This is a genomic window from Massilia atriviolacea (assembly GCF_003953935.1).
Classification (GTDB): Bacteria; Pseudomonadota; Gammaproteobacteria; order Burkholderiales; family Burkholderiaceae_D; genus Telluria_A; species Telluria_A atriviolacea.
This window is the reverse complement of the sequence record NZ_RXLQ01000003.1, coordinates 314,789-337,475: the sequence shown is the minus strand read 5'-3', so window position 1 is coordinate 337,475 and position 22,687 is coordinate 314,789. Positions and strand designations below refer to the sequence as shown.

Sequence of the window (22,687 nt, the reverse complement as noted above, 5' to 3'; positions counted from 1 at the left end):
TAAACTGATGCTTATGAACAATTCCCGAAAAGTCGCCGGCGTGGCCGGCCTGGTCAGCATGCTGTGGGTCGGCGTCACGGCGGCCATCGCCGCCAACCAGCGCCGCCTGGTCTTCAACCCCACCATCAAGCGCGAAGTCGACAATCCGCGCTCGAGCGGCCACCGCACCCGCGCCATCGTGCTGCGCGCGCGCGACGGCACCAAGCTGTCGGGCTGGCTGATGACGCCCCAGGTGCCGGGGCCGCACCCGGCGGTGGTGTATTTCGGCGGGCGTTCGGAAGAAGTCTCGTGGGTGGTGCGCGACGCCGGCAAGCTGTTTCCGGGCATGGCCGTGCTGGCCGTCAATTATCGCGGCTACGGCAATTCGCACGGCGAACCGGCCGAGGAACACATGGTCGAAGACGGCCGCCTGCTGTTCGACTGGCTGGCCGAGCGCGGCCACGTCGATCCGCAGCGGGTGGCGGTGGTCGGGCGCAGCCTCGGTTCCGGGGTGGCGGTGCAGGTGGCGCTGGAGCGCCCCGTGCATTCGCTGGTCCTGATCACGCCCTACGATTCGATCCTGGCCATCGCCAAGCGCAAGTTCCGCGCGGTGCCGGTCGAATACGTGCTGCGCCACCGTTTCGAGTCGGTCAAGTACGCCTCGGCGCTGACCGCGCCCACCTATGTGCTGCGCGCCGCCTTCGACGATATCGTCCCCCATTCGCACACCGACCTGCTGGTGGCCCAGCTGGGCAAGCTGCACCTGGACGAAACCGTGCCCGATTCCGACCACATGAATATTCCTTACCTGGAAGCGACCCAGGAGCGCATCGCCACCTTCCTCGCCACCCGCTTCGCCCTGCCGCTGGAAGACACGGTGGTGGCCGCCGCCCTGCCGGCGGCGTAAATGCCGCCCGCGCCCGCGATGGGCGTATGATGGGCTCGTTACCGATCTTCTTTTCGGTCTGACGAGGCAGCGGAGTACACCATGATCGATCGCGAACAGACCATCAAATTCCAGGCGATGGAACAAGCGGCGCCGCGCCTGCGCCAGGCGTTCCGGGCCCTGACCGGGGCGCACGCCGCCTTCCAGGGCGCGATCGGGCTGCGTTCGGTGTCGGTGTCCGACCTGCTCGACGACGACAGCATCGAAGCGACGTTCAACGGGGTGCGCATCAAGTTCCAGATGCTGCTGGTATTCGGGGCCGACCGCCGGCCGCGCGCGCGCGTGGTCTGCATCCATTGCCACTGCACCTTCGGCAAGCCGGTGCAGGCGGCGCTCGGCGCTTTTACCTTCGGCCCGGACGGCATGACCGACCTCGATCCCGACGCCGAAGGCCACTTCCCGCGCATGGACAGCGACGCCGCGGCCATCGTGCTGCGCTACCTGGAAGCGGCCATCAACGCCAACCGTACCTTGTAGCGGTGCTTACAGGCTGCGGCGGCGGCGCGCCAGGGCCAGGCCCAGCATCGCCGTGCCCATCAGGGCCAGGCTGCCCGGTTCCGGCACCGGATTGGTCGGCACCACGTTTTCGAAACGCAGGTTGTCGATCGCCAGCGCGCCGTTGACCACGGTGCCGGTGCGAAACACCACGCGGTCGAAGCCGGACAGGAACTCGATCCCGATGAAGGAACCGTCGACACCGTCGCCGCCGGTGTCGAAAAAGGCGCTGCCGACCAGGGTGTTGCCGAGGTAGGCGAGGAGCGTGGTGTCGTCTTCCGGATTGGTGCTGGCGTCCGCGCCGAGCCGCGTCATCACCGAGGAAAAGCGGATTTCGGCGTCGGTCTCCGGCGCATTGTCGAAGAACTTGAGGGCGACCTTGCTTTCCGGCGCGGGCGAGGTGGCGTACACATTCATGTCGAAATTGACGAAGCTCGCACCCAGCGCGGCGTAGCGGTTGCCGATCGGTCCGACTTCCGCATCCTCGAAATCGATCACCGTGGGCGCGGTAAACCCGCCGGCGCCGATGATGCCTGCCTGCGCACTGCCGGCCAGGGCCAGGGCCAGGCACGCTGAAAGTGCAATTTTGCCAATCATATTTTCTCCGTTGTTATTGTGGACATACCCCTTCCACATATAAGCAATTTGCGTACCCGAAAAAAGTTGTTCGAGTATTCAGTGACTTAGCGCAAGGGAAACGCTTTGCGCCTTCCTGACTGTAAAGAAATCCGACAACAGGCATGGTATAATATTAACTTCTTGCATGGCGCCTTGGCGGCGTCCGCCGGAAATGCTACTGTCTGCCCGACTCGTTCATCCACCAGAGCACCGCCCATGCCCGTCCTGTTCAACGACCTGCCCCGGCAGCGCATCCTGTCGGTCGACGCCTTTCGCGGCATCACCTTCATTCTCATGTTGTTCGTCAATTTCCTGGCCGGAGCCCGCGGGGTGCCCGGCTGGCTGCTGCATGTCGACGGCGGCGCCGACGGCATGGGCCTGGCCGATATCGTGTTTCCCGGCTTCCTGTTTGCGGTCGGCATGTCGATTCCCTTCGGCGTGAACAGCCGCATCGCGCGCGGCGACAGCCAGGGCCGGGTGTTCGGCCACACGGCCTATCGCGCGCTGGCGCTGGTGCTGATGGGCGTGTTCATGGTCAACGCCGAGTCCGGCTATGACGAAGCCGCCATGGGCATGCCGATCGCGGCCTGGTCGCTCGCCTTCTACGCCGGGGCGGCGCTGGTGTGGGGCGTGTACCGCTTCGACAGCGCGCTCCTGAACCGCTGCCTGCGCGGGGCCGGCGTGGCCCTGCTGGCCGGGCTGGCGCTGGCCTGGCGCGGCGCGGATGGCGCCATGATGACGCCGCAGTGGTGGGGCATCCTCGGCCTGATCGGCTGGGCCTACCTGGCCGGGGCCGTGCTGTACCAGCTCACGCGCGGACGGCTGGCGGCGCTGCTGGCGGCCATCCCGGCCGCGGTCGCGGTCACCATGCTGAGCACCAGGACCGGGATCGGCGCCGGACTGGCCGGGCACGCCACCCACAGCGTGATCGTGCTGGCCGGGCTGGTGTGCGCGCTGCTGTTTTTCGACGGCAAACAGGCTGCGGGGCGGCGCTTCGGGCGGGCCGCCGTGTTCGCGGCCGCGCTGGCGCTGGCCGGCTGGGTGCTGCACCAGTGGTATCCGGTGTCCAAGATCGGCGCCACCCCGCCCTGGGCCCTGTACTGCGGCGCCCTGTGCGTGGCCGTCTTCGCGCTGCTGTACTGGCTGGTCGAGGTGCTGGCCGCGCGCAGCTGGACCGCGCTGGTGGAACCGGCCGCGACCAGCCCGCTCATCACTTACCTGCTGCCCTTCGCCATCGGCGCCGCGATCAGCCTGGCCGGTGCGCATTTCCGCCCAGCATTGATGGAAGGCGGCAACGCCCTGCTGGCCGGGGCCGTGTTTACAGCAACAATCGTGCTGGTGGTTGCACGCCTGAACATACATAATTGCAAGCTCAAGATTTAAGCAAGGAGACCCGATGTTGAACAAGACCTGCATGACCACGCTCACCTGCGCCCTGGCCCTGGCCGCCGCCGCATCCGCCGCCGCCCCGGCCGCGCCGGTGGAAGTGGGCTCGTACTACACCGCCTGGAGTACCGAAAGCGGCTTTCGCCTGAAACAGCTCGACCAGGCCGGCGTGGCGGGACGCTTCACCTTCCTGAACTACGCCTTCGCCAATCTGTACAAGATGCCGGACAACACCTACCGCTGCGACAGCGGGCGCGACATCAAGGATGCCGCCGACGGCGGCGGCATGCGCGCCACGCTCGACTACGCGCGTCCGTTCACGGCGGCCGAATCGGTCGACGGCACGGCCGACACGGCGACCCAGCCGCTGGCGGGCAACTTCAACCAGCTGCGCCAGCTCAAGGCCAAGCATCCCAAGCTGAAGGTGCTGCTGGCCATCGGCGGGGCCGAATGGTCGCGCTGGTTCTCGGCCGGCGCCGCCACCGCGCCGCTGCGGCGCGCGCTGGTGTCGTCCTGCATCGACCTGTACATCAAGGGCGACCTGCCGGTGCTCAACGGCCATGGCGGCAAGGGCGCCGCGGCCGGCCTGTTCGACGGCTTCGACATCGACTGGGAGTATCCGGGCGTGCCGCTGATGGCGTACAACACCATCAGCCCGGCGGACAAGCAGAATTTCACGCTGCTGCTGGCCGAGTTCCGCAGCCAGCTCAACGCCCTCGGCAAGAAGCAGCGCAAGAAGTACTACCTGACGGCGGCCGTCAACAGCGGCGCCAAGACCACCGACGCCACCGAACCGGCCAAGTACGTCAAGTCGCTCGACTGGATCAACCTGATGACCTACGACTTCCACGGCGGCTGGACCAGGCAGGGGCCGACCGGCTTCCATTCGAACCTGTACCCCGATCCGGGCAGCCCCGACACCGACAAGCAGAGCGTGCACACCGGGGTCGAGCGCTTCCTGAAAGCCGGCGTGCCGGCCAAAAAACTGGTGATCGGCGTGCCGTTCTACGCGCGCGGCTGGAGCGGCGTGCCGGCGGTGCGTTACGGCCTGTACCAGAGCGCCACCGGGCCGGCCAAGGGCTTCGAGGAAGGCACCGAGAAATACTCGACCATCTCGGCGCGCAAGGCGCCCAAGTTCTACCATCCGGTCAGCAAGCAGTTGTGGACCTACGATAACGGCAACTTCTGGACCTACGACGACCCGCTGGTGATCAAGGAAAAAGCCGCCTACGTGCGCGACCACCGCCTGGGCGGCATGATGTCGTGGGCGCTGGACCAGGACGACGCCGGCTTCGCGCTGTCCAAAGCCATGCTCGAGGCGCGGTGACGGCCGGCGCCGGCGCGCCGCTGCGCAAGGTACTGGTCATCTTCGCGCACGCGGCGCCGCAGCGTTCGCGCGTCAACCGCCGCCTGGCGCAGGCGGCGCGCAGCGTGCCCGGGGTCGAGCTGGTCGACCTGTACGAAACCTACCCCGACTTTTACATCGACGTGGCGGCCGAACAGGACAACCTGGCCGACGCCGCCGCCCTGGTGTTTCTCCATCCGATACAGTGGTACGGCATGCCGTCCCTGCTCAAGGAATGGGTCGACACGGTGCTGGTGCCCGGCTGGGCCTACGGCGCCGGCGCCGAGGCGCTGCGCGGCAAGCACTTCTGGCTGGTGGCCTCGACCGGCAGCCCGGCCGAGGCCTACGCCCCGGACGCGGCGCACGGCCACCACTTCGACGCCTTTCTGCCGCCCTACCGCCAGATCGCCGCCCTGTGCGGCATGGAGTGGATCGCCCCGCACATCCTGCATGGCGCCCACCAGTCCAGCGAAGAAACGCTCGGCGCCCACGTCGACGCCTTTGCCGCCCGCCTGAGCGCGCTGACGGCCGCCTGACCTCCCCTTTTGAAAGCTCTGTAACGATGGAACACGGTTTGCTGCTTAACGCGCTGATCTACCTTGCGGCGGCGGTGATCGCCGTGCCGATCGCCAAGAAACTCGGGCTCGGCGCCGTGCTCGGCTACCTGCTGGCCGGGATCGCCATCGGCCCGTGGGGGCTGGGCCTGATCGGCGAGGTCGAAGACATCCTGCACATTTCCGAATTCGGGGTGGTGCTGCTGCTGTTCGTGATCGGGCTCGAACTCGAACCGAAGCGCCTGTGGGCCATGCGGCGCGCGATTTTCGGGCGCGGCGCGGCCCAGGTGCTGGGCGTGACAGGCGCCCTGTGCGCGGCCGCCATGCTGGCCGGGATCGACTGGAAAGTGGCGCTGATCGCCGCGCTCGGGCTGTCGCTGTCGTCGACTGCGATCGCCCTGGCCACACTGGATGAACGCAACCTGATGACCACCCCGACCGGCTCGGCCAGTTTTGCCATCCTGCTGTTCCAGGACATGGCCGCGATCCCCATGATCGCCATCGTGCCGCTGCTGGGCGTGGCGGCGGCCGAAGGCAGCGAACAGGGCTGGCTGGGCGTGCTGAAAGTGGCCGCCGTGATCGGCGGCCTGATCTTCGCCGGACGCCACCTGGTGCGTCCGCTGCTGCGCATCATCGTCAAGACCGGCATGCGCGAGATTTTCACCGCCTTCGCGCTGCTGCTGGTGATCGCCATTTCGCTGCTGATGCAGTGGGTCGGCATGTCGATGGCGCTGGGCGCCTTCATGGCCGGCATGCTGCTGGCCGATTCCGAATACCGGCACGCGCTGGAGACCGACCTGGAGCCGTTCAAGGGTTTGCTGCTGGGACTGTTTTTCATCGCGGTCGGCATGTCGGTCGACTTCGGCGTGTTCATGGCGCAGCCGTGGCTGATCCTGGGGCTGGTGGCGGCCTTCCTGTGCATCAAGATCGCAGTCCTGTACGGGATCAGCAAGATCGCCGAGATTGCGCGCAGCCAGCAGGCGCTGTTCGCCTTTATTCTGTCGCAGGGCGGCGAATTCGCCTTCGTCGTGTTCGGCGCGGCCGAGGCGGCCAAGGTGTTCAGCGCCGAGGTGGCATCGATGCTGGTGGTGGTGGTGGCGCTGTCGATGGTGGTCACGCCGCTGCTGCTGATCGCCCACGACCGCCTGATCGCGCCGCGCTACCGCGCCGACAAGACGCGCCAGGCCGACAGGATCGCGCCCAACGACGAGCATGTGATCATCGCCGGTTTCGGGCGCTTCGGCCAGATCGTCGGGCGCCTGCTGACCGCCAACGGCGTCAAGCTGACCGTGCTCGACCACGATCCGGACCAGATCGACCTGGTGCGCCGCTTCGGCACCGAAGTGTTTTACGGCGACGCGACCCGCATCGACCTGCTGCACGCGGCCGGGGCGGCGCGGGCGCGCGCGCTGGTGGTGGCGGTGGACGATATCGACGACAGCCTGAAGCTGGTGGACGCGGTGCGGCGCACCTTCCCGGACCTGAAAATCATGGCGCGCGCGCGCAATGTGACCCACTACTTCGACCTGCGCGACCGCGGCGTGACCATCATCCAGCGCGAAACGTTCGAGGCGGCGCTGATGCTGGGGCGCGACGTGCTGCACGAGCTCGGCTTCGGCGCGTACCGGGCGCGCCAGGCGGCCAGCAAGTTCCGCCTGTTCAACCTGCGCAGCCTCGACAAGATCTATCCGTATTACAAGGACAAGGAACAATTCCTGTCGGTGGCCAAGCAGGCGCGCGAGGAGCTCGAAGCCATGTTCGCGATGGATGCGGAACTGGCCGAGGACGACAGGCAGAATCGCTGGGATGGGACCTGATACGGGGAATGTCCCTCGGAAGATTTAAATAACGACAAGAAATGCGTCCATGAACATCCCAGAAAAACTCCGCTCGATCACCGCATCGCTTTCGGAACGCAGCCGCGAGCGCAAACGCCTGCGCGGTCCTGCCGACCTGAACTACGCCATCGCCGATTCCATCGAACTGCTCGACGCCACCGCCTGGCAAGAACTGGCGCAGCACGCCGGTTTCTTCCTGTCCTACGCTTACCTCAAGTCGCTCGAACGGGTGCTGCCGCACAACCTGTCGCCGCGCTACGCCCTGATCTACAGCGGCGCCGGCCCCGAGCGCATGCCGGTCGCGGCCGTGTACATGCAGATCGCCGACATCAGCCTGGCCCAGGCGCGGCCCGACCCCTCCCGCAGCAACACCAAACGCCCCGCCCCGCTCGACGCGCTGGCCAAAAAGACCAGCCAGCGCATCCTTACCTGCGGCAACCTGCTGACCTTCGGCCAGCACGGCATCGCCATGGCGCCCGGCGCCGATCCCAAGCTGGCGTGGCACGGCGTGGCCGAGGTGTTGTACCGCGTGCGCCAGGCCGACAAGCTGGTCGGCAAGACCCACTTCATCATGATCAAGGACCTGCACGCGCCCCATCTTGAGGACGCCACCCACCTCGAACACCTGAGCTACCGCTACGTGGAAACCGAGCCGAACATGGTGCTGGCCCTGCAAGACGACTGGAAGCATTACGACGACTACCTCGCCAGCCTGGCCTCCAAGTACCGCAGCGGCGTGCGCAACGCGGTCTTCAAGACGCTGGACGATGCCGCCTGCACGCTGGAACAGTTAAGCGACCTGGACGCGGTGCGCGAACAGATCCACGGCCTGTACAAGGAAGTGCAGGTCAATGCCGGGTTTCGGCCGTTCGAACTGCGGCCCGAGTATTTTCCGGCGCTGCAACAGGCGGCCGGCGAGCGCTTCCGCTGCAGCGTGCTCAAGCGTGACGGGGCGATGCTGGGATTCCTGATCTCGGTGGCCGATGGCGAGACGTCGATCGCCTACCATATCGGCTTTAACCGCACGGCGGCGGCCGACCTGCCGATCTACCTGCGCCTGCTGCACGCCGGCATCGCCGACGCCTTGTCGATGGGTTGCAAACAAGTCTCGTTCGGCCGCACCGCGCTCGAACCGAAGGCGGCGCTGGGCGCGAAGCCGCAACCGTTCGGCATCCTGGTGCGCCATCGCCAGCCGGTGCTCAACAAGATGATCAAGCACCTGCTGCTGGGCATCGAGCACGATGAGGCACCCGAACGCAGTCCGTTCAAGAAGGCGGCTAGGGCCGCCTGACGCCCGCCGCCGCGCTCGAAGCTCAGCGGCTTTTCGCTGCCGGGGCCGCTTTGACCGGCAGATACCTGCCCGCCCTGCCGTCCCAGGTGAAGACCTGTTTCCACTTGCCCTTGAGCGTGCGCATCTGCAGGTCGGCAAACCCGCTGGTGCTGCTCGGAAGGACGGACAGCACGTTCGTGCCCTCCGACACTTCCCGCTCCCTGGTGCCGTCCTTGCGCCATTCGCCGGCCAGGTCGCTGTGGAAAGAGACCGGCTCCGACAAAATATTGACCAGCTTGCCGCCATCGATGCGGAACAGCGCCAGGGCTTCATAAAACGCCCCGCCGCCGGCATACCCCTCATGCCAGCCGAGGCGCAGGCCGATGGCCGTGTCGGCCGGCGCGATCCTGTAGGGAGCGAAGTCGAAACGGCGATAGCTTGCGGGCATCATGCCGCTCGCCGCGCCGCCGGGAGTGAGGACATCGCGGTCGGGACCGTCGAGGCTGGTGGCATCCCAGTTGGTCTTGATATCCAAGGGCTTGCCGTAACTGGCAAGCAGGGTCGGCGCGGCGCCGCCGGCCTGGTGTTGCACGACACCGAGATACACCGGCGGATCGACGAATTCGGGCACCTGGCCGGGCTGGTAGAATTTTTCGCAGCTCGGCCCCTTGCTGTATTTCTGTTCCGATTCGAGTTCCTTTTTGCTGCGCGCAAAACACGCGATCGCGACGAAGGTGTTGGCGCGATGCGGCCAGGCCTTGGCGCCGACCAGCGTGGCGAGCGAGGCGTCGCGGCCCGGCGCGATCAGGGCGACCAGCGCGCTGGCAGTCAGGCCGGCGGGTAGCACGGTGCCGAGGCCGTCCGCCTTGGCACCGGCTTTCGGCGCCGCCTTGTCCTGCGCGAGAGCCGATGCCGGCGACGCGCATGCCAGCGCCATCAGGCCGGCAAGCAGTGTGGCGATTCGCATTGAACATTCCTTTCTCATCCTGGCCTTACATGAAATTGCGGGTATGCAGCGCCGACAACTGGCGCGCCTGCGCCTTGGAAAACCCGAGCCGCTCGAGGCGCGACTGGCGTCCTTCGGCCATGTCGACCATCAGCTGCTGCACGCGCAGGTAGCCGGCCGCGATCGCGCCGGGGGTCAGTTCGCCGGCCGCCAGCAGGATCAGCGCATCGAATACCTCCTCGTTCAGCCCCGAGCTGGCCGCCAGCGCATCGTTGCGCGACTGGACCGCATTGGCCAGGCGCGTGCGAAAGGCCGGCTCGCGTTCGAGCCGCGCCGCCAGGTGCGTCATGCCGAAAGCGACGTGGCGCGCTTCGTCGCGCGCGGCCAGGCGCGCGATCTGGCGCGTGACCGGGTCCGGCGCGTACGCATGCAAAAAGTGCAGCAGGCTGACGAACGTACCCTCCCCCAGCACCGACAGCAGGAACTCGGCCACCGAAAAATCCTGCTCGTCGAGCAGCGTCTTGAGCGAGCTTTGTCCGCCCGCCGTCGACAGGCCGGGTTCCCGGCCCTTGAGCCGCACGCGCCGCGTGAACACCTCGATGTGGCGCGCTTCGTCGGCCACCTGGATCGCCAGCACCGCCTGCACTTCGCGGTAGTGCGGATGCACCTGTCCCAAAAAGCGCGCCGGCACCACCAGCGCCGCCACTTCGTTCTCGATCATGTAGGTCAGCACCTGCACCACCGCGTCTTCGACCATGTCGGGCAAGCTGAAGTCGGCCTTCCAGTCGATCGCGGTCTCCGGATCCCACTGCGCCGCCGCCGCCTGCGCGTACAGGTCGGCCGCGCGTTCGGCCCAGACCTCTTCCTTCTGGTCGAGGCGGAACTGCATGGCGGGCGATCCGGCTTCCACGGTCGCGCCGCGCGCCGCCAGGCCCCATTGGGCCTTGGCCTGCGTGGCGACCGCGCCGTCGATGCGCGGGTCGGCGTGGCCGCTGTGCAGCGCGGCGCGCCAGCGGCCGGCCGAGGCGCCACCGCGCGTCACCCGCACCACCTTGCACCCGTCCACGTCCAGCGCCGCGCACGGGTGGCCCTGGCTGCGGCACCAGGCGCCGAGCTGCCCGTCCCAGCCCGCGCCGGTCCCCGTCACATCGAGCGACTCGCCCGGCGCGATCTGCTGCAGGCCGTGCTTGACCAGCAGGTGGGCGCCTGCATCGAAGCCCAAGGCCTCAATATCGATAGTCGGCTGCAAGGATCTTCCCTTCGGCATCGTAGAAACGCTCGTCGTCGACCGCCCGCACCAGCGCGTCGTAGCCGCTCACGCGCCCCGGCAGCCAGGTTTTCAGGCCTTCCAGTTCGAGCAGCGGACGCACCTCGGGATCGTCCCAGCTCATCGCCAGCAGCAGTTCGCCGAAGCGCGCAATCTGCGCCGCCGGCGCGCCCGGGCTGACCGTGAAGTTACAGTGGTCGAAGGGCGCCGTGCGCGCCAGGATCGCCGTGGCGCCGGCCGGCAGCACGCCCTCGCGCGAGAAAGCCATGTGGTTACTGTCGATCATCCAGGCGGCATCGATCTCGCCGGCCATCAGCGCCAGCGCGGCATCGCGTTCGCCGCCGATATGGTCGCCGTGCTTGCCGCCCAGGACGTCGAAGCGGCGCGCGCTGTAATCGCGCCCGGCCAGCATGCCGTGCTGGCGCAGCAGGTCGAGCGGAATCAGGTGCGCCTGCGGCGAGTCGATCGCGCCGAAGCCGATCGTCTTGCCCTTGAGCTGCTCCAGCGTGACGACCGGACCGGTGCGCGCGACCAGCACCGAGGTCAGGTCGCAATCGCTGTCGCGCATGGCCAGCGCGGTCACGCCCAGGCCGCGTGCGCGCGCCATGCGCTCGGCGCGCACCCAGGCCAGCGGCGAGTTCCAGGCCAGCGCAATGCTGCCGTCGAACTGCGCTTCGACCTGGCGCTCGTAGTTGGAGTACAAAATATAGTCGAACTCAACATCGTGGCGGCGGAAGTACTCCTTGAAGCCTTCCCAGATCGTCACGACTTTCGGTGCGTAGGCGACCGCGCCCATCATCAATGGTGTGCTCATGGCGCGCTCCTTAACCGAATACCGGCATGCCGCAGACGGCCTTGCCGATAAAGTCGAACAGCACGTCGGAGGTCGGCGCCATGATCGAGGCGGCGCGCGCATCGCGGAAGTAGCGCTCGATGCCGACATCCTTGCGGAAGGCCGCGCCGCCGCATACGCGCATGGCGCTGTCGGTCACTTCCAGCGCCGCTTCGGCCGCTGCCGCCTTGACCTGCATCACGCGCAGCATGGCGTCCGGACGGTTGGCTGCCAGCGCGGCGAGCGTGTCGTCGCGCAGGGTGCGCACCATGTCGGCCTGGATGCGGGCGCGCGCCAGGTAGGCGCGGATGGTCGGCAGTTCCGACAGCGCGCTGCCCAGGTGTTCGAGCTTGCTGCCGCCGGCGTGCGCGCATGCCGCTTCCAGCACGGCGTCCATCTGGCCCAGCGAGGACGAGGCGATCAGGGTCGAGAAGACCGGCAGCACCGCGCCGATCATGATGTCGAAGCCGCCGCCGTCGGCGCCCAGCATGGCCGCCGGAGCGACGCGCACGCCGGTGGCGCTGATGGGCGACGATTTATTGCCGCGCAAGCCCATGCCGTCGAAGGCTTTCGGTTCGGAGAGGCCCGCGCTCTTGCTGTCGACCAGCCACAGGGTGCTGGCGCCTTCCCTGGCGACCGGCGCGGTCGACCAGACATACGAATCGGCTTCGCCGGCGGCGGTGACCATCGATTTGCTGCCGTCGATGACGATGCCCTCGCCATCCTGGCGCGCGGTGCCGACCGGCGCCCAGAAGTGGCTGCGCGAACCGCTGTCGGACCAGGCCAGGGTGCTCAGGTGGCGGCCGGCGGCGACGTCGCGCCGCACGTTCTCGGTGGCGGTCTTTTCCAGCACGGTGGCGGCGCACAGGTGCATGCAGACGATCATCGCCGTCGACGGGCATGCCCTGGCCAGGCGCTCGATCAGCTGGGCCGCTTCGGGCAAGCCCAGGCCCATGCCACCCACGTCCTTGCTGCTGACAAGGCCCAGCAGGCCGGCTTTGCCCAGCGCGTCGATGGCGGCGCGCGGAAAGCGGGCGTCGCGGTCGGTGTCGGGGGCGGCCGGCAGGACGATGGTGGTGACGATGGTGTCGAGTGTGTGAAGGTAGGTCATGGCATCTCTGTAAATATGACGATGGATGCCACCGGCAGGCTGCGGACACAGGCAATGTACGGGCAAGTGCGGGCAATTCCGCACGGGAATCGGCCGACAGGGGCGCACCTCGACAAGTTCTGCTCGACCTGCCCGGCGGCAGCGCTTGGAAACGGTACTTTTGCCGCGTTCGCCATCGCCCCAGCCACACGCGGGCCGTCGGACCCGGCCAGCGTTCCATGGGAGCTGGCAGCGGCGTTACGGCGGGCTGGTTCGGGACGAACACAACAGTTGCCGGGAGTGTAGCAGACTCGCCCTACTGGCGGGAGGGGCTTTCCCCAGCGGCGGAACAATCCGCTTGACCGCCTGTCACGTGTCAGATATTGTTTACATGTGAAAGAAAATAAACCACCAATCGACGGAGACCAGTTGCTGGCGATCCTGTCGGCCCTCGCCAATCCGCACCGGCTGCGCATCGTCGCCGCCCTGGCAGCGGGCGGACGCAACTACGTCAGCCAGCTTGCGCGCGACATTGGCATCAGCCGGCCCTTGCTGCACCTGCATCTTCAAAAACTCGAACAAGCCGGCCTCCTGACCAGCCGCCTCGAACTGTCGCACGACGGCAAAGCGCTCAACTACTTCGAAGCGGCCGGCTTCGCGGTGGCGCTGACGCCGGAGATGATTGCCGAGGCGGCGAAGTCGCTTACCATCCACCTTGAAAAGTAGACCCACACCATGTCCGAACACATCTTTCTGATCACCATCGGGCTGCCGCTCGCGACCCTCCTGCTCATTTTCGGCATGAAGTACTTTGCCGCCATCGCCCAGGCCAAGGCGCGCCTGGCCAGCGACGAGGCTTACCGCCAGCTGGCGGCGCAGGCGGCGGCGTCCCAGGCCGATGCGGCCGCCGCGCTGGGCGCCATCAACGCCCACCTGGCGGAGATGAAAACGCGCGTGGCCGCCGTCGAAAAAATGTTGCGCGACGTCGAATAAGCCGGCATCGCGCCCACAGCACCGTTCGATTCCAAGTCTGTAGCTCACCAGGAGAACGTCATGCCCTACCACCAGCAAATCGAACCGGGCAAGGATGCGCAGCGCTATGCGCGCATCGCCGGCGCGCTGTACCTCCTCATCATCGTGATCGGCCTGCTGGGCGAAACGCTGGTCCGCAACAGCCTGGTGGTGGGCGGCAACGCCGCCGACACCGCGCAGCGCATCCTGGCCTCGGAGTGGCTGTGGCGCGCCGGCATCGCCGGCCAGCTGGTCTTGCTGCTGTGCGCGGTCGGCCTGTCGCTGGCCTGGTATGTGCTGCTGCGGCCCGTGAACAAGAACCTGACCCTGCTGGCCATGTTCTTTGCGCTGGTGTCGCTGGCGGTCGAAAGCGTCAGCGCGCTGCAACTGCAAGGCGCCCTGTCGCCGCTGCTGGCCGCCAGCCACCTGGGTATCGACCCGCGCCAGGTGCAGGCCACGGCCTACCTGGCCATCGTCGGGCATGCCCATGCGTTCGCGGTGGCGCTGCTGTTCTTCGGGGCCGAGTGCATCATCGTCGGCCACCTGGTGCGCAGGTCCGGGTATTTTCCGGCCCCGGTCGGGGTGCTGATGCAGGTCGCCGGCCTGTGCTACGTGGCCAACACCTTCATCATGGTGCTCTACCCCGCCCTGCATGCCGTGGTGTTCCCGGCCATCCTGGCGCCGTGCCTGCTCGGCGAGAGCGCGTTTTGCCTGTGCCTGCTGTTCAAGGGCGTCGACATCGCGCAATGGGAGCGCAGGGCCGCGCCGTCGCCCGCCATCGATTGACTTGCAAAAGGAGCCGCACCATGCACCAGATCAGCACCTTCCGACTGACCCTGTTACGCGCCATGTACCTGCTGCTGGTGGTGGGACTGGGCCTGACCATGTGGCCGACCATTATTGCGCCCTCGGCCGTGTCGGCGAATCCCGGCACCGTGGTGCGCTCGCTGCTGGGCGCCCTGTGCCTGCTGTCGGTACTGGGCTTGCGCTATCCGCTGCGCATGCTGCCGCTGCTGATCTTCGAGCTGGCCTGGAAGATCATCTGGGTGGCCGCCTTCGCCCTGCCGATGTGGCTGGGAGCGGGCCTCGACGACTATGCCGCCGAGACCCTGTTCGCCTGCGCGATCGGCATCGTGCTGGTGCCGCTGGTGCTGCCGTGGGGTTACATCGGGCACGCCTACCTGCGCGCGCCCGCCACGCCATGGAGAGCGCCGGCCGCTACAGCAGCAGGCCCGGACCCGCGATAGCGCCGTAGGCATCGGTCCACATGGCGGCGGCCGCGCCGGTGATCTCGATCCCGCCCGGCTTGGTGGCATACATCGCCGCCAGCTCGCCGCCGGCCGGAGCGGCATCGTACCAGCCGTCCTGGCCGAGCGGGACAGCCTGCTGCTCGCCCAGGCCGGCGACCAGCGCCATCAGGTCGCAGGAGCGGGTTCCGCCCTCCCCGATCAGTTGCAGCCAGAGTGCGTCGGGGCCGGGATTGTCGTACCAGCCGGCCAGCGCCATGCCTTCGGCCGCGCCGGTCCTGAGAAACAGGTTGGCGCCATCGCGCATGAGGGTCACGTTTGCCGCCTCGATGCCCAGGCCCAGCGAGACGGTCACCGGGCCGCGGGCGCACAGGATGACGGTGTCGTCGCCATCGCCGGCGTTGAAGGCGAGCGTGACATCGGCGCCCCAGGCGGTGATGGTGTCGTTGCCGGCGCCGCCGATGTAGAGGCTCTGGCCGGCGCCTTCGATGAGGTCGTCGCCGGCGCCGCCGTCGAACAGGTTATTGCCGCGCACATCCTGGAGCACGTCGTCGCCGTCGAGGCCGAACAGCAGGTCGGCGCCCTCGCGGCCGTGCAGGATGTCGGCATCGTCGCTGCCGGTGAGCACGGCTTCGCGCGCGCCGTCGTCGGGTGCGTCGTACTGCGACGCGAACCAGTAGGCGGTCTGGCCGTCGTCGCCGCTCAGGATCATCGCTTCCATGTCGCGCCACGGAAGCGCCGGCGCCCAGCCGGCGATGGCGGCGGCCAGGGCGGCGATGGCCTCCTCGTCCAGCCAGTACAGCAGCGCGTCCTGCCCGGCTGCGGACAGGGGGGCGGACAAGCTCGTTGCGGTGTCGGTCGTCATAAGGTCTCCTGGAAAAACTGCGATGGGCGCCTGTGAGGCGTCCATCCAGAATATATTTACCAGTAGAAACTTTATGAAGACAGCGCAGTCGGATCGCAGTGAATTATTGATTTGCAGCAATTAATCCGTCGGCGCCCCGCCGAAACGGCCTTGCCGTGCGGCTCAGTCCTTTTTCTTCATCAGTCCGGCAAGGGCCGCGAAGGGGTTGTGCGTGGCCGGGGCCACCTCGGCCGACAGCAGGCCGGCGCCACGGTCCGCTTCCAGGTAGCGCGAGTGCTCGTTGTCGTGGCAGTACAGGCACAACAGCTCCCAGTTGCTGCCGTCGGGCGGATTGTTGTCGTGGTTGTGGTCGCGGTGGTGCACGGTCAGCTGCGACACGTTGGCGTTGGTGAATTCGCGCATGCAACGCCCGCAGACCCACGGATACATTTTCAGGGAGCGCGCCCGGTAGCCGCTTTCGCGCGCGTCGGCGGCCTTGCGCGCCTCCGCCACGATTTTATCGAGGCGGGCGGCGTCGGGTTTTTTGCCAATTGTCATGTCGGTGCCTCTTTGTCAGGAATGTCGTCGTTGGGCGGAAGGATACTGCCTCTTCGCATCCTTGAAAAGGCTGCACTATAGCGTGACATTGGGCCGCGCTGACGTTTCCCACCCGTCCAGGCTGAGGCCACAAAACAACAACTCCGCATGTGGTCTCCTGATTCCCAAGGCTGTCTCGGCAAGATCGTCGCTTTAAACACACGACAAGATTTCTTGCGAAATAAATAATTGCGTTGCCAATAATAAAACTCAATGATGTGATCTGGTCATCCCATGTTAATAACCGAAAGTAAATTATATGAAAACTAAATTCTTTCTACGTTCATTGGCCGCCGTTTTAATCGTAAGCAATGCCGTTTTTTGCACCGCGCACGCCGCAACGGCAGAAGCTGAAGCAGAACCGAAAGAGACTCCCGCTCCTGCGGACGTGCAAACAAAAAAGACCGAACCGGCTAAAAACAGTCCGCCGGTCAAGACCTATTCCGTTGTACAGAGCGACCAGAACCTCGCTGGCACGCGCCTGTCTTACCCGGTAAGGGTGTATGCAAAAATTAATGAAACGAACAAGACGGTGTGCATTCCGGCCGGATTTCCCCTGCGCGGACTTGGTCTGGTCACCGACCAGGGCGCGCCTGTAAAACTGCGCGCATTGAACCAGGAGAGATTTGATAAAGACGCTGCGCTATACAAACTTTGCGATGACGACGAGTTGAAAGATGGCGAAACGATGACTCCGCTGAAAGACGCGATCGGCGCCCCTCTGATTATCGAACAGCGCACCAATGCCATGTACACCGCGACATCGAACGGCCTGACCTACGGCGCCCTGTTCGTGCCATTCAAATACCAGCTCGGCGGCTCGAAAGACTTCAAAGGCGCGGTCAGCGTCGGACCCTATGCCGGCTATAAACTGGAAAGCGCGAATTGGGCTGCCGGACTGGAGATGGTCGGCTTTGCCGGATTGGGCATGGTCAAGGGAGAGCGCATCAAAGACGGCAAGCCAATCACCGAAGAAATAGCGGCATTCAGCTATGGCGGCGCCTTGATCGGGCGAATCAAGCGCGATATCCAGATCGGCCTGGTGCTTGGACAGGATCGGGCCAGCAAATCCTCGCAATACAAGGATCAGGGGAAATGGTGGCTCGCGCTATCGATCGGATTCCCCTTCTCTAATTAAGTATCCCATCCTTCGACTGCGGCGAACCACACCGGAGAATGTCGTATGACCTGGTTTCGCCTGAGTGCCACCGTATTGCTGCGCAGCGTCCCTCGCTCCCGCAAGCAGCTCGACAAGGCCATCGTCGATAAAGAACGCGCCCTCGCCGCCAAAGCCCAGGCGGAAGCGGGCGCGACGCGTCTTGAAAGTATCCGCAAAACGGCTGCCGCCTTCGGTTTCGGCTACGGTTTGCTGATCGTGTTCTGTTACTGTTTTTTCGACCTGAAGTTTTTCCCGTCCGGGATGTCCACAGGCGATGTGCTGTTCTTTTTGTTCGCCGCGCTGGGTTTGGGCCTGATGAGCATGCTTTGCATCGGGCTCGGCACCTCACTGTTTCTCCCCGCAGCTCTGTACAATATTTCCAGGCGGGCTATGCCGGCAGCCAAAACGACGGCCGGAAAACTGACCATTGCGAACTACCTGGTTTGCCTGCCCCCGGTGGGGGCCGTGTCATTCGCCGCCTCGCGTTTTTTTCCACTGGACGGGGATACCCGACTCGTCATCGTCCTTACCCTGTGGGTATTGATGTTCGTCGTTTTTTTCAACCTGGCCAACGCATGGATCCATTGCAACCGCCAGAATGGCGGCAGCATGCAGGAATCCGATCACTTGCCATATGCGGCCGGCTACCTGTTCATTGCGCCGGTGGTCTGCACGACGCTATTGAATCTCGGCGAGCCAGGCAGTTACCTGTTTTTGGCGATTTTGTTCGCGGGCATTTCGGCAGCGTTTGGAATTGAATTGCTTGACACGCCAGCCTTCGCATCTACCACGGAAAACGAAAAAGAACGCCAGGCACAAGGCCTGCTGACAGCGCGTATTTACTTCCTGATCGCGCTGATCCCGGCCCTGGCCGCACCAGAGCTTCGTATTGCCGTGTTCTCCCAGCTCGGCGTACGCACCATGGACACGGCAGTCAGTCTCGACAAAGTCAACCTCGCGCTGGTACAGTCGGCCGCCGACACCGCAGGCATCACTCTCAGCACTTGCCGTGGCGAGGACGGCTCCGCGATCGTCGCGCCGGTCGACGTGCTGTGGCATGCAACCGGAGCCCGCACCTTGCTGCGACTGAAAGACAGCGTCGATCTCGATGTCAACTCAGCCGGACTCAATATACTTCGCGGCACGGTCGAGCGCTGCATCGACATCAAGGAAGCCTTGCTGTTCGACTCCGCATCGTCCACCTTGCACAGCAAGGAACTCCGGACCGCAGTGGAACAAGAACTGCTTGTGCAACTGGCTGCGATTCATAAGAAATGGCAGGTCAAGTCGGTCAAGGTGATCGGCCATGCCGACCCGATGCCCTTGAGCGGAGACGACAATGAAAAACTGGCCAAGGCGCGCGCCGAGAGTGTCAAGCATATCCTGACCACCAGCACGGTACTCAAGCTGACCGACGCCGCCCTGGCCCCGGTACCGACATCGGCCGGCTCGCGCTATCCGATCAAACAGTGCGACACCAAGGAACCGCTCGCTTATCAGCGCGAGTGCAACAAGATCAATCGCCGCGTCGAAGTGCGCTTCCGGCTTGAGCCGGCACCGCCACCGCCCGAACCCACGAAGGCCCCGGCTGCGGCCGCTCCGCCCGCATAGGCAGCAATCGGCAAAGGGCGGGCTTCGGCCAGCCCCCCGCTACACGTCGTGCGCCCTCAGTGATTATCCCAGGCGTACACCACATTCGAAAAATCGCGCCGCGCCAGGTCCTGGCGGCGGATGTAGAACACCCCCATGCCGCTATCGCCCCATTCGTTGTGGAAGCCGCCCTCGATGCCGCCGCCGTGCAGCTCGAGCAGCACGATCCAGTCCTCGTCCGCCCGGGTGCCCCGGACATCCTGCTGGGTCGGGTTGCTGTAGCCGCCCACTTTGGCAACCCGGTATTTCTCCGAAAATGCCTGGTAGTTGACGACAGCATTGTCCCGCTGCGCGCCGAATTGCCCGAAGAACTCCTCGGGAGGCTTGCCGAAGAAGCGTGCGAAGCGATAGTCCTGCAGGCTCACCGGCTCGCTGCCCGTGTCGAAACTGAGCGCCGAGGTGCCCGACATCGGCAACATCTCGCCCGCGACCACGGCCGTCGGCTGCAGCTGCTTGCGGTCCCGCACGACGTCCGGGTGGTAGATCACGCGGAACCAGCGCTGCCGGGCCAGCGACAGGAAATACCGTTCCGCGTCGAAGGGCGTGCCGCTGTCGCCCGCCGCGCCGTAGATATGCTCCTTCGAATCGCCGCCGGCAATGAAAAACTGCAGCAGGCCGCGCGAGGGATAGCCCTCCAACGCCGGCATCTCGGCAAAATTGAGTTGCGCCAGCAGGGCCAGCTTGACGCCGTCGGGACCGGTCGGATACGCCTGCCCCCTGGGCAGGTAAGCCGCCCCGCCGAGACTGCTGTTCCAGGGCGCCAGCCGCTCCGGCTTGTGCAGCGCGAGCGCGATGTACGGCAGCCGCGAGCGCTCGATATCGGCCGCGAAGCGCGCCAGCTCCGGTGGCAACTGCCCGTACACGACGGCCGGCGTCGGTACCGGCCCCGGCCCCGGCGCCGGCGCCGGCTGGTCGGGCGAGCAGGCGCCCAGCAGCGTGGCTGCGGCCAGCAGCCAGGCAGCGTACGGCGGCCGTACCCGGTTCAGCGTGTAAAGTGCCAATCGAACTCCCGTGACGTCAAGTTGGCGCCCTGCCCGTTGCGGGCGCGCCGACAGAATGCCACGTTTGTGGCGCCGTGAAGAAAAATTTTCATCGACCCAAGGGGCTCGCAACGCGGCCCGCGGCGCCCCCGGCAGCGGCACATTCGCAGCGCTCATTGGGCCAGCGGGCATCCTGCGCGCTGCCCTGCACAAGCGAAGTGGTATGCGCATCGGCCCGTTTTTCCGGACCTGTGCCTCTTGCCGCGAACGACAGCGCAACGCCAAGTGGTCTTGTCGCGCTCATTCCGTAAAGAAAATTGCGCATGCCTGCCGCGGGCCGCGCGGCAAGGCGGCAAAGCGATACCGCAGCACCATTCCTCCTTTCTCTTACCCAATTTACATTACGTTTCGCACCGGTTGACCTCGCTTTAAGGGGCGGTGATACTGCGACCACTTGCACTGTGTCTTGACCGGAATGAGGCAACCGGGGGCCTTCGTACCCCCGGACGCAATTTCCCGGCCACGGTCACGGCCCGATTTGGAAGCGCTCCCATAGCCTGCCGTGAGCCGTGCGGCGTGCTTCCGACCAACTGCGCGGCGCATCGCGCATCCACCCACAAAGGCCGCCATCATGCACCAGCAAGCGCACCCGACGGCCACTTTCGACAAGGTGACCGCACCATGAAAAGACTGCTTCATTTCCTCTCGCTCGGCGCGCTCGGCATCGGTTTGCTGGGCGGCTGCGGCGGTTCGTCCTCCGGCGGCGCGCCCGCGCCCGCGCCCGCGCCCGCGCCCGCGCCCGCCCCGGCCACGGCCACGGCCGACAGCGCCACCATGAGTTCCAGTTCGGGCAGGACAGGCACGCCGGACGCCACCCTGGCGGCCGCCCCTGCCGCCTCGTCGGCGCCCTCGACCACCGAATGGACCTTTTGCGCCGCCGAAAACGGCGAATGCATCTTCACCGGCAACCAGACCGTGCGCTACGGCGCCGGGTCCAGCTTCACCAGCAAGAAGTTCGACTGGGCGGCCAGCTGCAACACGGCCACCTTCGGCAGCGATCCGGCGCCGGGCGTGGCCAAGCACTGCGAAATCACCAGCAGCTTCGCCTTCTGCGCCAACGAAAACGGCCAGTGCGGCTTCGGCGACACGCAGACCGTGCGCTTTGGCGCCGGCAACACCTACGTCACCCAGACCGTGACCGGCGGCGTGCCCTGCACCACCGGCGTGTTCGGCGACCCGCTGCCGGGCAGCGCCAAGCATTGCGACCGCGCGCCCACCAGCTGGACCCGCTGCGCCAGCGAAAACGCCCGCTGCAACTTCAGCGGCACGCAGGTGCTGCTGTACGGCGCCAACGGCAGTTTCGTCACCCGCACCCTGAGCGGCGGCGCCGACTGCAACAGCGCCGTGTTCGGCGATCCGATTCCCGGCGTGCCCAAGCGCTGCTACCTGCCCGGCGTGCCGATGCCGTCCGGCGGCACCACGCCGCCGACCGACCCCGGCACCTGGAACAAGCTGACCACCTTCAAGCTGGTCAACGGCACGCGCGGACAATATCCGGACAGCCAGGTCTACTGGGCCATCATCGGCAAGGACTGGAGCAGCGGCAAATACGTTCACGTCGACGCCGCCGGTCGCTTCGTTCCGATGGCGCTCGGCGACAACGGCGCGCTGAACAAGAACGGCAGGCCCTACACCAACTATTTCCACACCCTGGCCCAGCTCAAGTCGATCACCATCGCGCCGCTCAATTCGGCGCGCCTGTTCCTCAGCGTCGGCAGCCCGATGTACCTGCAAGTCAATGCCGACGCCAACGGCAACCTCGGCTACGCCGGCGCCAACATCGAGAACCCCTCGGATCCGAACATCGACGTCTACTTCGACTTCATCGAAATGTCGATCGGCGCCACCGACGGCTTCTTCGGCAACACCACCCGGGTCGACCACTTCGGCTTTCCCCTGACCCTGCGCCTGCAGGGCCTGGGCGGCTACGACCAGACCGTGGGCGAAACCGAAACGCGCGCCGCCATCTTCTCGCAGTTCGTCGCCAGCGTCCCGGCCCAGTTCAAGGGCCTGGCCCAGGCGCCGTACGCGCCCTACCGCATCATCGCCCCGGCCCACGCCAGCTTCCAGAACGGCGGCGCCAACGCCGGCTACCTGGACGGCTACATCAACCATATCTGGAACAGGTACACCAGCCAGAAGCTGGTCTTCACCAACCAGCAGGGAACCTTTTCCGGCCAGGTGGTCAACGGCGTGTTCCAGTTCACCGACGGCGCCGGCACCTACAAGGTCAACAAACCCACCACCGCCATGGCGCTGCTCGGCAATGGCGCCCTGGACGACCCCAGCGGCACGGTCGGCGGCACGCCCGCCTACCACAAGCAGTTGCAGATCCAGGCGCAGCTGTGCGCCGCCCTCAACCGCCATGTGGTGGAAGATCCGGCGCGCTGGAGCGACTCGGCGGCCTTCTACCCGGCGGGCCAGCCGGCCAACTGGTATGCCAAGTTCTGGCACGACCACAGCATCGACAGGCTGGCCTACGGCTTCGCCTACGACGACGTGTGGAATTACAGCTCGTCGGTCCACAGCACCGCGCCGACCACGGCCACGGTCACCATCGGCTGGTAAGGCGG

At 66.0% G+C, this 22,687-nt stretch carries 22 protein-coding genes; 14 read left to right on the top strand and 8 right to left on the bottom strand.

Going from position 1 to position 22,687, the window contains the following annotated elements:
- Window positions 1-13: 13 nt before the first annotated feature.
- Both EJB06_RS06760 and EJB06_RS06755 read left to right on the top strand, forming a co-directional pair.
- Complete coding sequence (locus EJB06_RS06760) at window positions 14-886, top strand: alpha/beta hydrolase (RefSeq protein ID WP_126073245.1); 873 nt, start codon at window positions 14-16, stop codon at window positions 884-886.
- Window positions 887-967: 81 nt separating this feature from the next.
- Window positions 968-1,402: a hypothetical protein gene (locus EJB06_RS06755; protein ID WP_126073244.1), complete on the top strand. Its 435-nt coding sequence runs from the start codon at window positions 968-970 to the stop codon at window positions 1,400-1,402.
- Between the two features lie 6 nt (window positions 1,403-1,408).
- Here EJB06_RS06755 and EJB06_RS06750 read toward each other — a convergent pair whose 3' ends face one another.
- On the bottom strand, window positions 1,409-2,017 hold the full coding sequence (locus tag EJB06_RS06750; RefSeq protein WP_198420777.1) for a PEP-CTERM sorting domain-containing protein: 609 nt from the start codon (window positions 2,015-2,017) through the stop codon (window positions 1,409-1,411).
- A gap of 237 nt (window positions 2,018-2,254) precedes the next feature.
- Here EJB06_RS06750 and EJB06_RS06745 point away from each other — a divergent pair, with 237 nt between their 5' ends.
- The 5 genes from EJB06_RS06745 to EJB06_RS06725 are packed head-to-tail and all read left to right on the top strand — an operon-like array spanning window position 2,255 to window position 8,452.
- A complete protein-coding gene (locus EJB06_RS06745; protein WP_126073242.1) occupies window positions 2,255-3,421 on the top strand; it encodes a DUF5009 domain-containing protein in 1,167 nt (388 codons plus the stop codon).
- 13 nt (window positions 3,422-3,434) lie between these two features.
- Window positions 3,435-4,751, top strand: a complete 1,317-nt coding sequence (locus EJB06_RS06740) for a glycoside hydrolase family 18 protein (RefSeq protein WP_126073241.1) — start codon at window positions 3,435-3,437, stop codon at window positions 4,749-4,751.
- Entirely contained in the window at window positions 4,748-5,305 is a 558-nt protein-coding gene (kefF, locus tag EJB06_RS06735; protein ID WP_126073240.1) for a glutathione-regulated potassium-efflux system oxidoreductase KefF, read from the top strand. Before EJB06_RS06740 ends, kefF begins: the two co-directional genes overlap by 4 nt.
- A gap of 26 nt (window positions 5,306-5,331) precedes the next feature.
- Window positions 5,332-7,140, top strand: a complete 1,809-nt coding sequence (kefC, locus tag EJB06_RS06730; protein WP_126073239.1) for a glutathione-regulated potassium-efflux system protein KefC — start codon at window positions 5,332-5,334, stop codon at window positions 7,138-7,140.
- Window positions 7,141-7,189: 49 nt separating this feature from the next.
- A complete protein-coding gene (locus tag EJB06_RS06725; RefSeq protein WP_126073238.1) occupies window positions 7,190-8,452 on the top strand; it encodes a GNAT family N-acetyltransferase in 1,263 nt (420 codons plus the stop codon).
- Between the two features lie 22 nt (window positions 8,453-8,474).
- Here the strand turns inward: EJB06_RS06725 and EJB06_RS06720 are convergent, their stop codons facing one another.
- The 4 genes from EJB06_RS06720 to EJB06_RS06705 are packed head-to-tail and all read right to left on the bottom strand — an operon-like array spanning window position 8,475 to window position 12,587.
- Entirely contained in the window at window positions 8,475-9,398 is a 924-nt protein-coding gene (locus tag EJB06_RS06720; protein WP_126073237.1) for a hypothetical protein, read from the bottom strand.
- Between the two features lie 25 nt (window positions 9,399-9,423).
- Window positions 9,424-10,626 carry a ferritin-like domain-containing protein gene (locus tag EJB06_RS06715; protein ID WP_126073236.1) on the bottom strand — a complete coding sequence of 401 codons (1,203 nt, stop codon included), beginning with the start codon at window positions 10,624-10,626 and terminating at the stop codon, window positions 9,424-9,426.
- Window positions 10,604-11,458 (bottom strand): phosphate/phosphite/phosphonate ABC transporter substrate-binding protein, encoded by an 855-nt coding sequence (locus EJB06_RS06710; protein WP_126073235.1) that lies wholly within the window; start codon window positions 11,456-11,458, stop codon window positions 10,604-10,606. Before EJB06_RS06710 ends, EJB06_RS06715 begins: the two co-directional genes overlap by 23 nt.
- Before the next feature lie 10 nt (window positions 11,459-11,468).
- Window positions 11,469-12,587, bottom strand: coding sequence for an acyl-CoA dehydrogenase family protein (locus tag EJB06_RS06705; protein ID WP_126073234.1), 1,119 nt, complete (start codon window positions 12,585-12,587; stop codon window positions 11,469-11,471).
- Between the two features lie 408 nt (window positions 12,588-12,995).
- On the opposite strand from EJB06_RS06705, the gene EJB06_RS06700 reads away from it, so the two are divergent.
- The 4 genes from EJB06_RS06700 to EJB06_RS06685 are packed head-to-tail and all read left to right on the top strand — an operon-like array spanning window position 12,996 to window position 14,824.
- On the top strand, window positions 12,996-13,292 hold the full coding sequence (locus tag EJB06_RS06700; RefSeq protein WP_229426961.1) for an ArsR/SmtB family transcription factor: 297 nt from the start codon (window positions 12,996-12,998) through the stop codon (window positions 13,290-13,292).
- A 9-nt stretch (window positions 13,293-13,301) separates the two neighbouring features.
- Complete coding sequence (locus EJB06_RS06695) at window positions 13,302-13,559, top strand: hypothetical protein (protein WP_126073232.1); 258 nt, start codon at window positions 13,302-13,304, stop codon at window positions 13,557-13,559.
- A 60-nt stretch (window positions 13,560-13,619) separates the two neighbouring features.
- The gene (locus tag EJB06_RS06690; RefSeq protein ID WP_126073231.1) at window positions 13,620-14,363 is read left to right on the top strand and encodes a DUF4386 domain-containing protein; all 744 of its coding nucleotides are present in this window, start codon (window positions 13,620-13,622) and stop codon (window positions 14,361-14,363) included.
- A 20-nt stretch (window positions 14,364-14,383) separates the two neighbouring features.
- Complete coding sequence (locus EJB06_RS06685; protein ID WP_126073230.1) at window positions 14,384-14,824, top strand: hypothetical protein; 441 nt, start codon at window positions 14,384-14,386, stop codon at window positions 14,822-14,824.
- Here the strand turns inward: EJB06_RS06685 and EJB06_RS06680 are convergent.
- Together EJB06_RS06680 and EJB06_RS06675 are read right to left on the bottom strand one after the other, a co-directional pair.
- Window positions 14,796-15,689: a calcium-binding protein gene (locus EJB06_RS06680; protein ID WP_126073229.1), complete on the bottom strand. Its 894-nt coding sequence runs from the start codon at window positions 15,687-15,689 to the stop codon at window positions 14,796-14,798. The two genes, EJB06_RS06685 and EJB06_RS06680, sit on opposite strands and share 29 nt — an antisense overlap.
- Window positions 15,690-15,851: 162 nt before the next feature.
- A complete protein-coding gene (locus EJB06_RS06675; protein WP_126073228.1) occupies window positions 15,852-16,226 on the bottom strand; it encodes a YajD family HNH nuclease in 375 nt (124 codons plus the stop codon).
- Window positions 16,227-16,524: 298 nt separating this feature from the next.
- On the opposite strand from EJB06_RS06675, the gene EJB06_RS06670 reads away from it, so the two are divergent.
- Window positions 16,525-17,403: a hypothetical protein gene (locus EJB06_RS06670; RefSeq protein ID WP_126073227.1), complete on the top strand. Its 879-nt coding sequence runs from the start codon at window positions 16,525-16,527 to the stop codon at window positions 17,401-17,403.
- A 45-nt stretch (window positions 17,404-17,448) separates the two neighbouring features.
- Window positions 17,449-19,035: an OmpA family protein gene (locus EJB06_RS06665; protein ID WP_126073226.1), complete on the top strand. Its 1,587-nt coding sequence runs from the start codon at window positions 17,449-17,451 to the stop codon at window positions 19,033-19,035.
- 56 nt (window positions 19,036-19,091) lie between these two features.
- On the opposite strand, the gene EJB06_RS06660 is transcribed toward EJB06_RS06665, so the two are convergent.
- Entirely contained in the window at window positions 19,092-20,075 is a 984-nt protein-coding gene (locus tag EJB06_RS06660) for a YwqG family protein (protein WP_126073225.1), read from the bottom strand.
- 660 nt (window positions 20,076-20,735) lie between these two features.
- Between EJB06_RS06660 and EJB06_RS32430 the strand changes: the two genes are divergently transcribed.
- Window positions 20,736-22,682 carry a glycoside hydrolase family 64 protein gene (locus EJB06_RS32430; protein WP_229426960.1) on the top strand — a complete coding sequence of 649 codons (1,947 nt, stop codon included), beginning with the start codon at window positions 20,736-20,738 and terminating at the stop codon, window positions 22,680-22,682.
- Window positions 22,683-22,687: the final 5 nt, after the last annotated feature.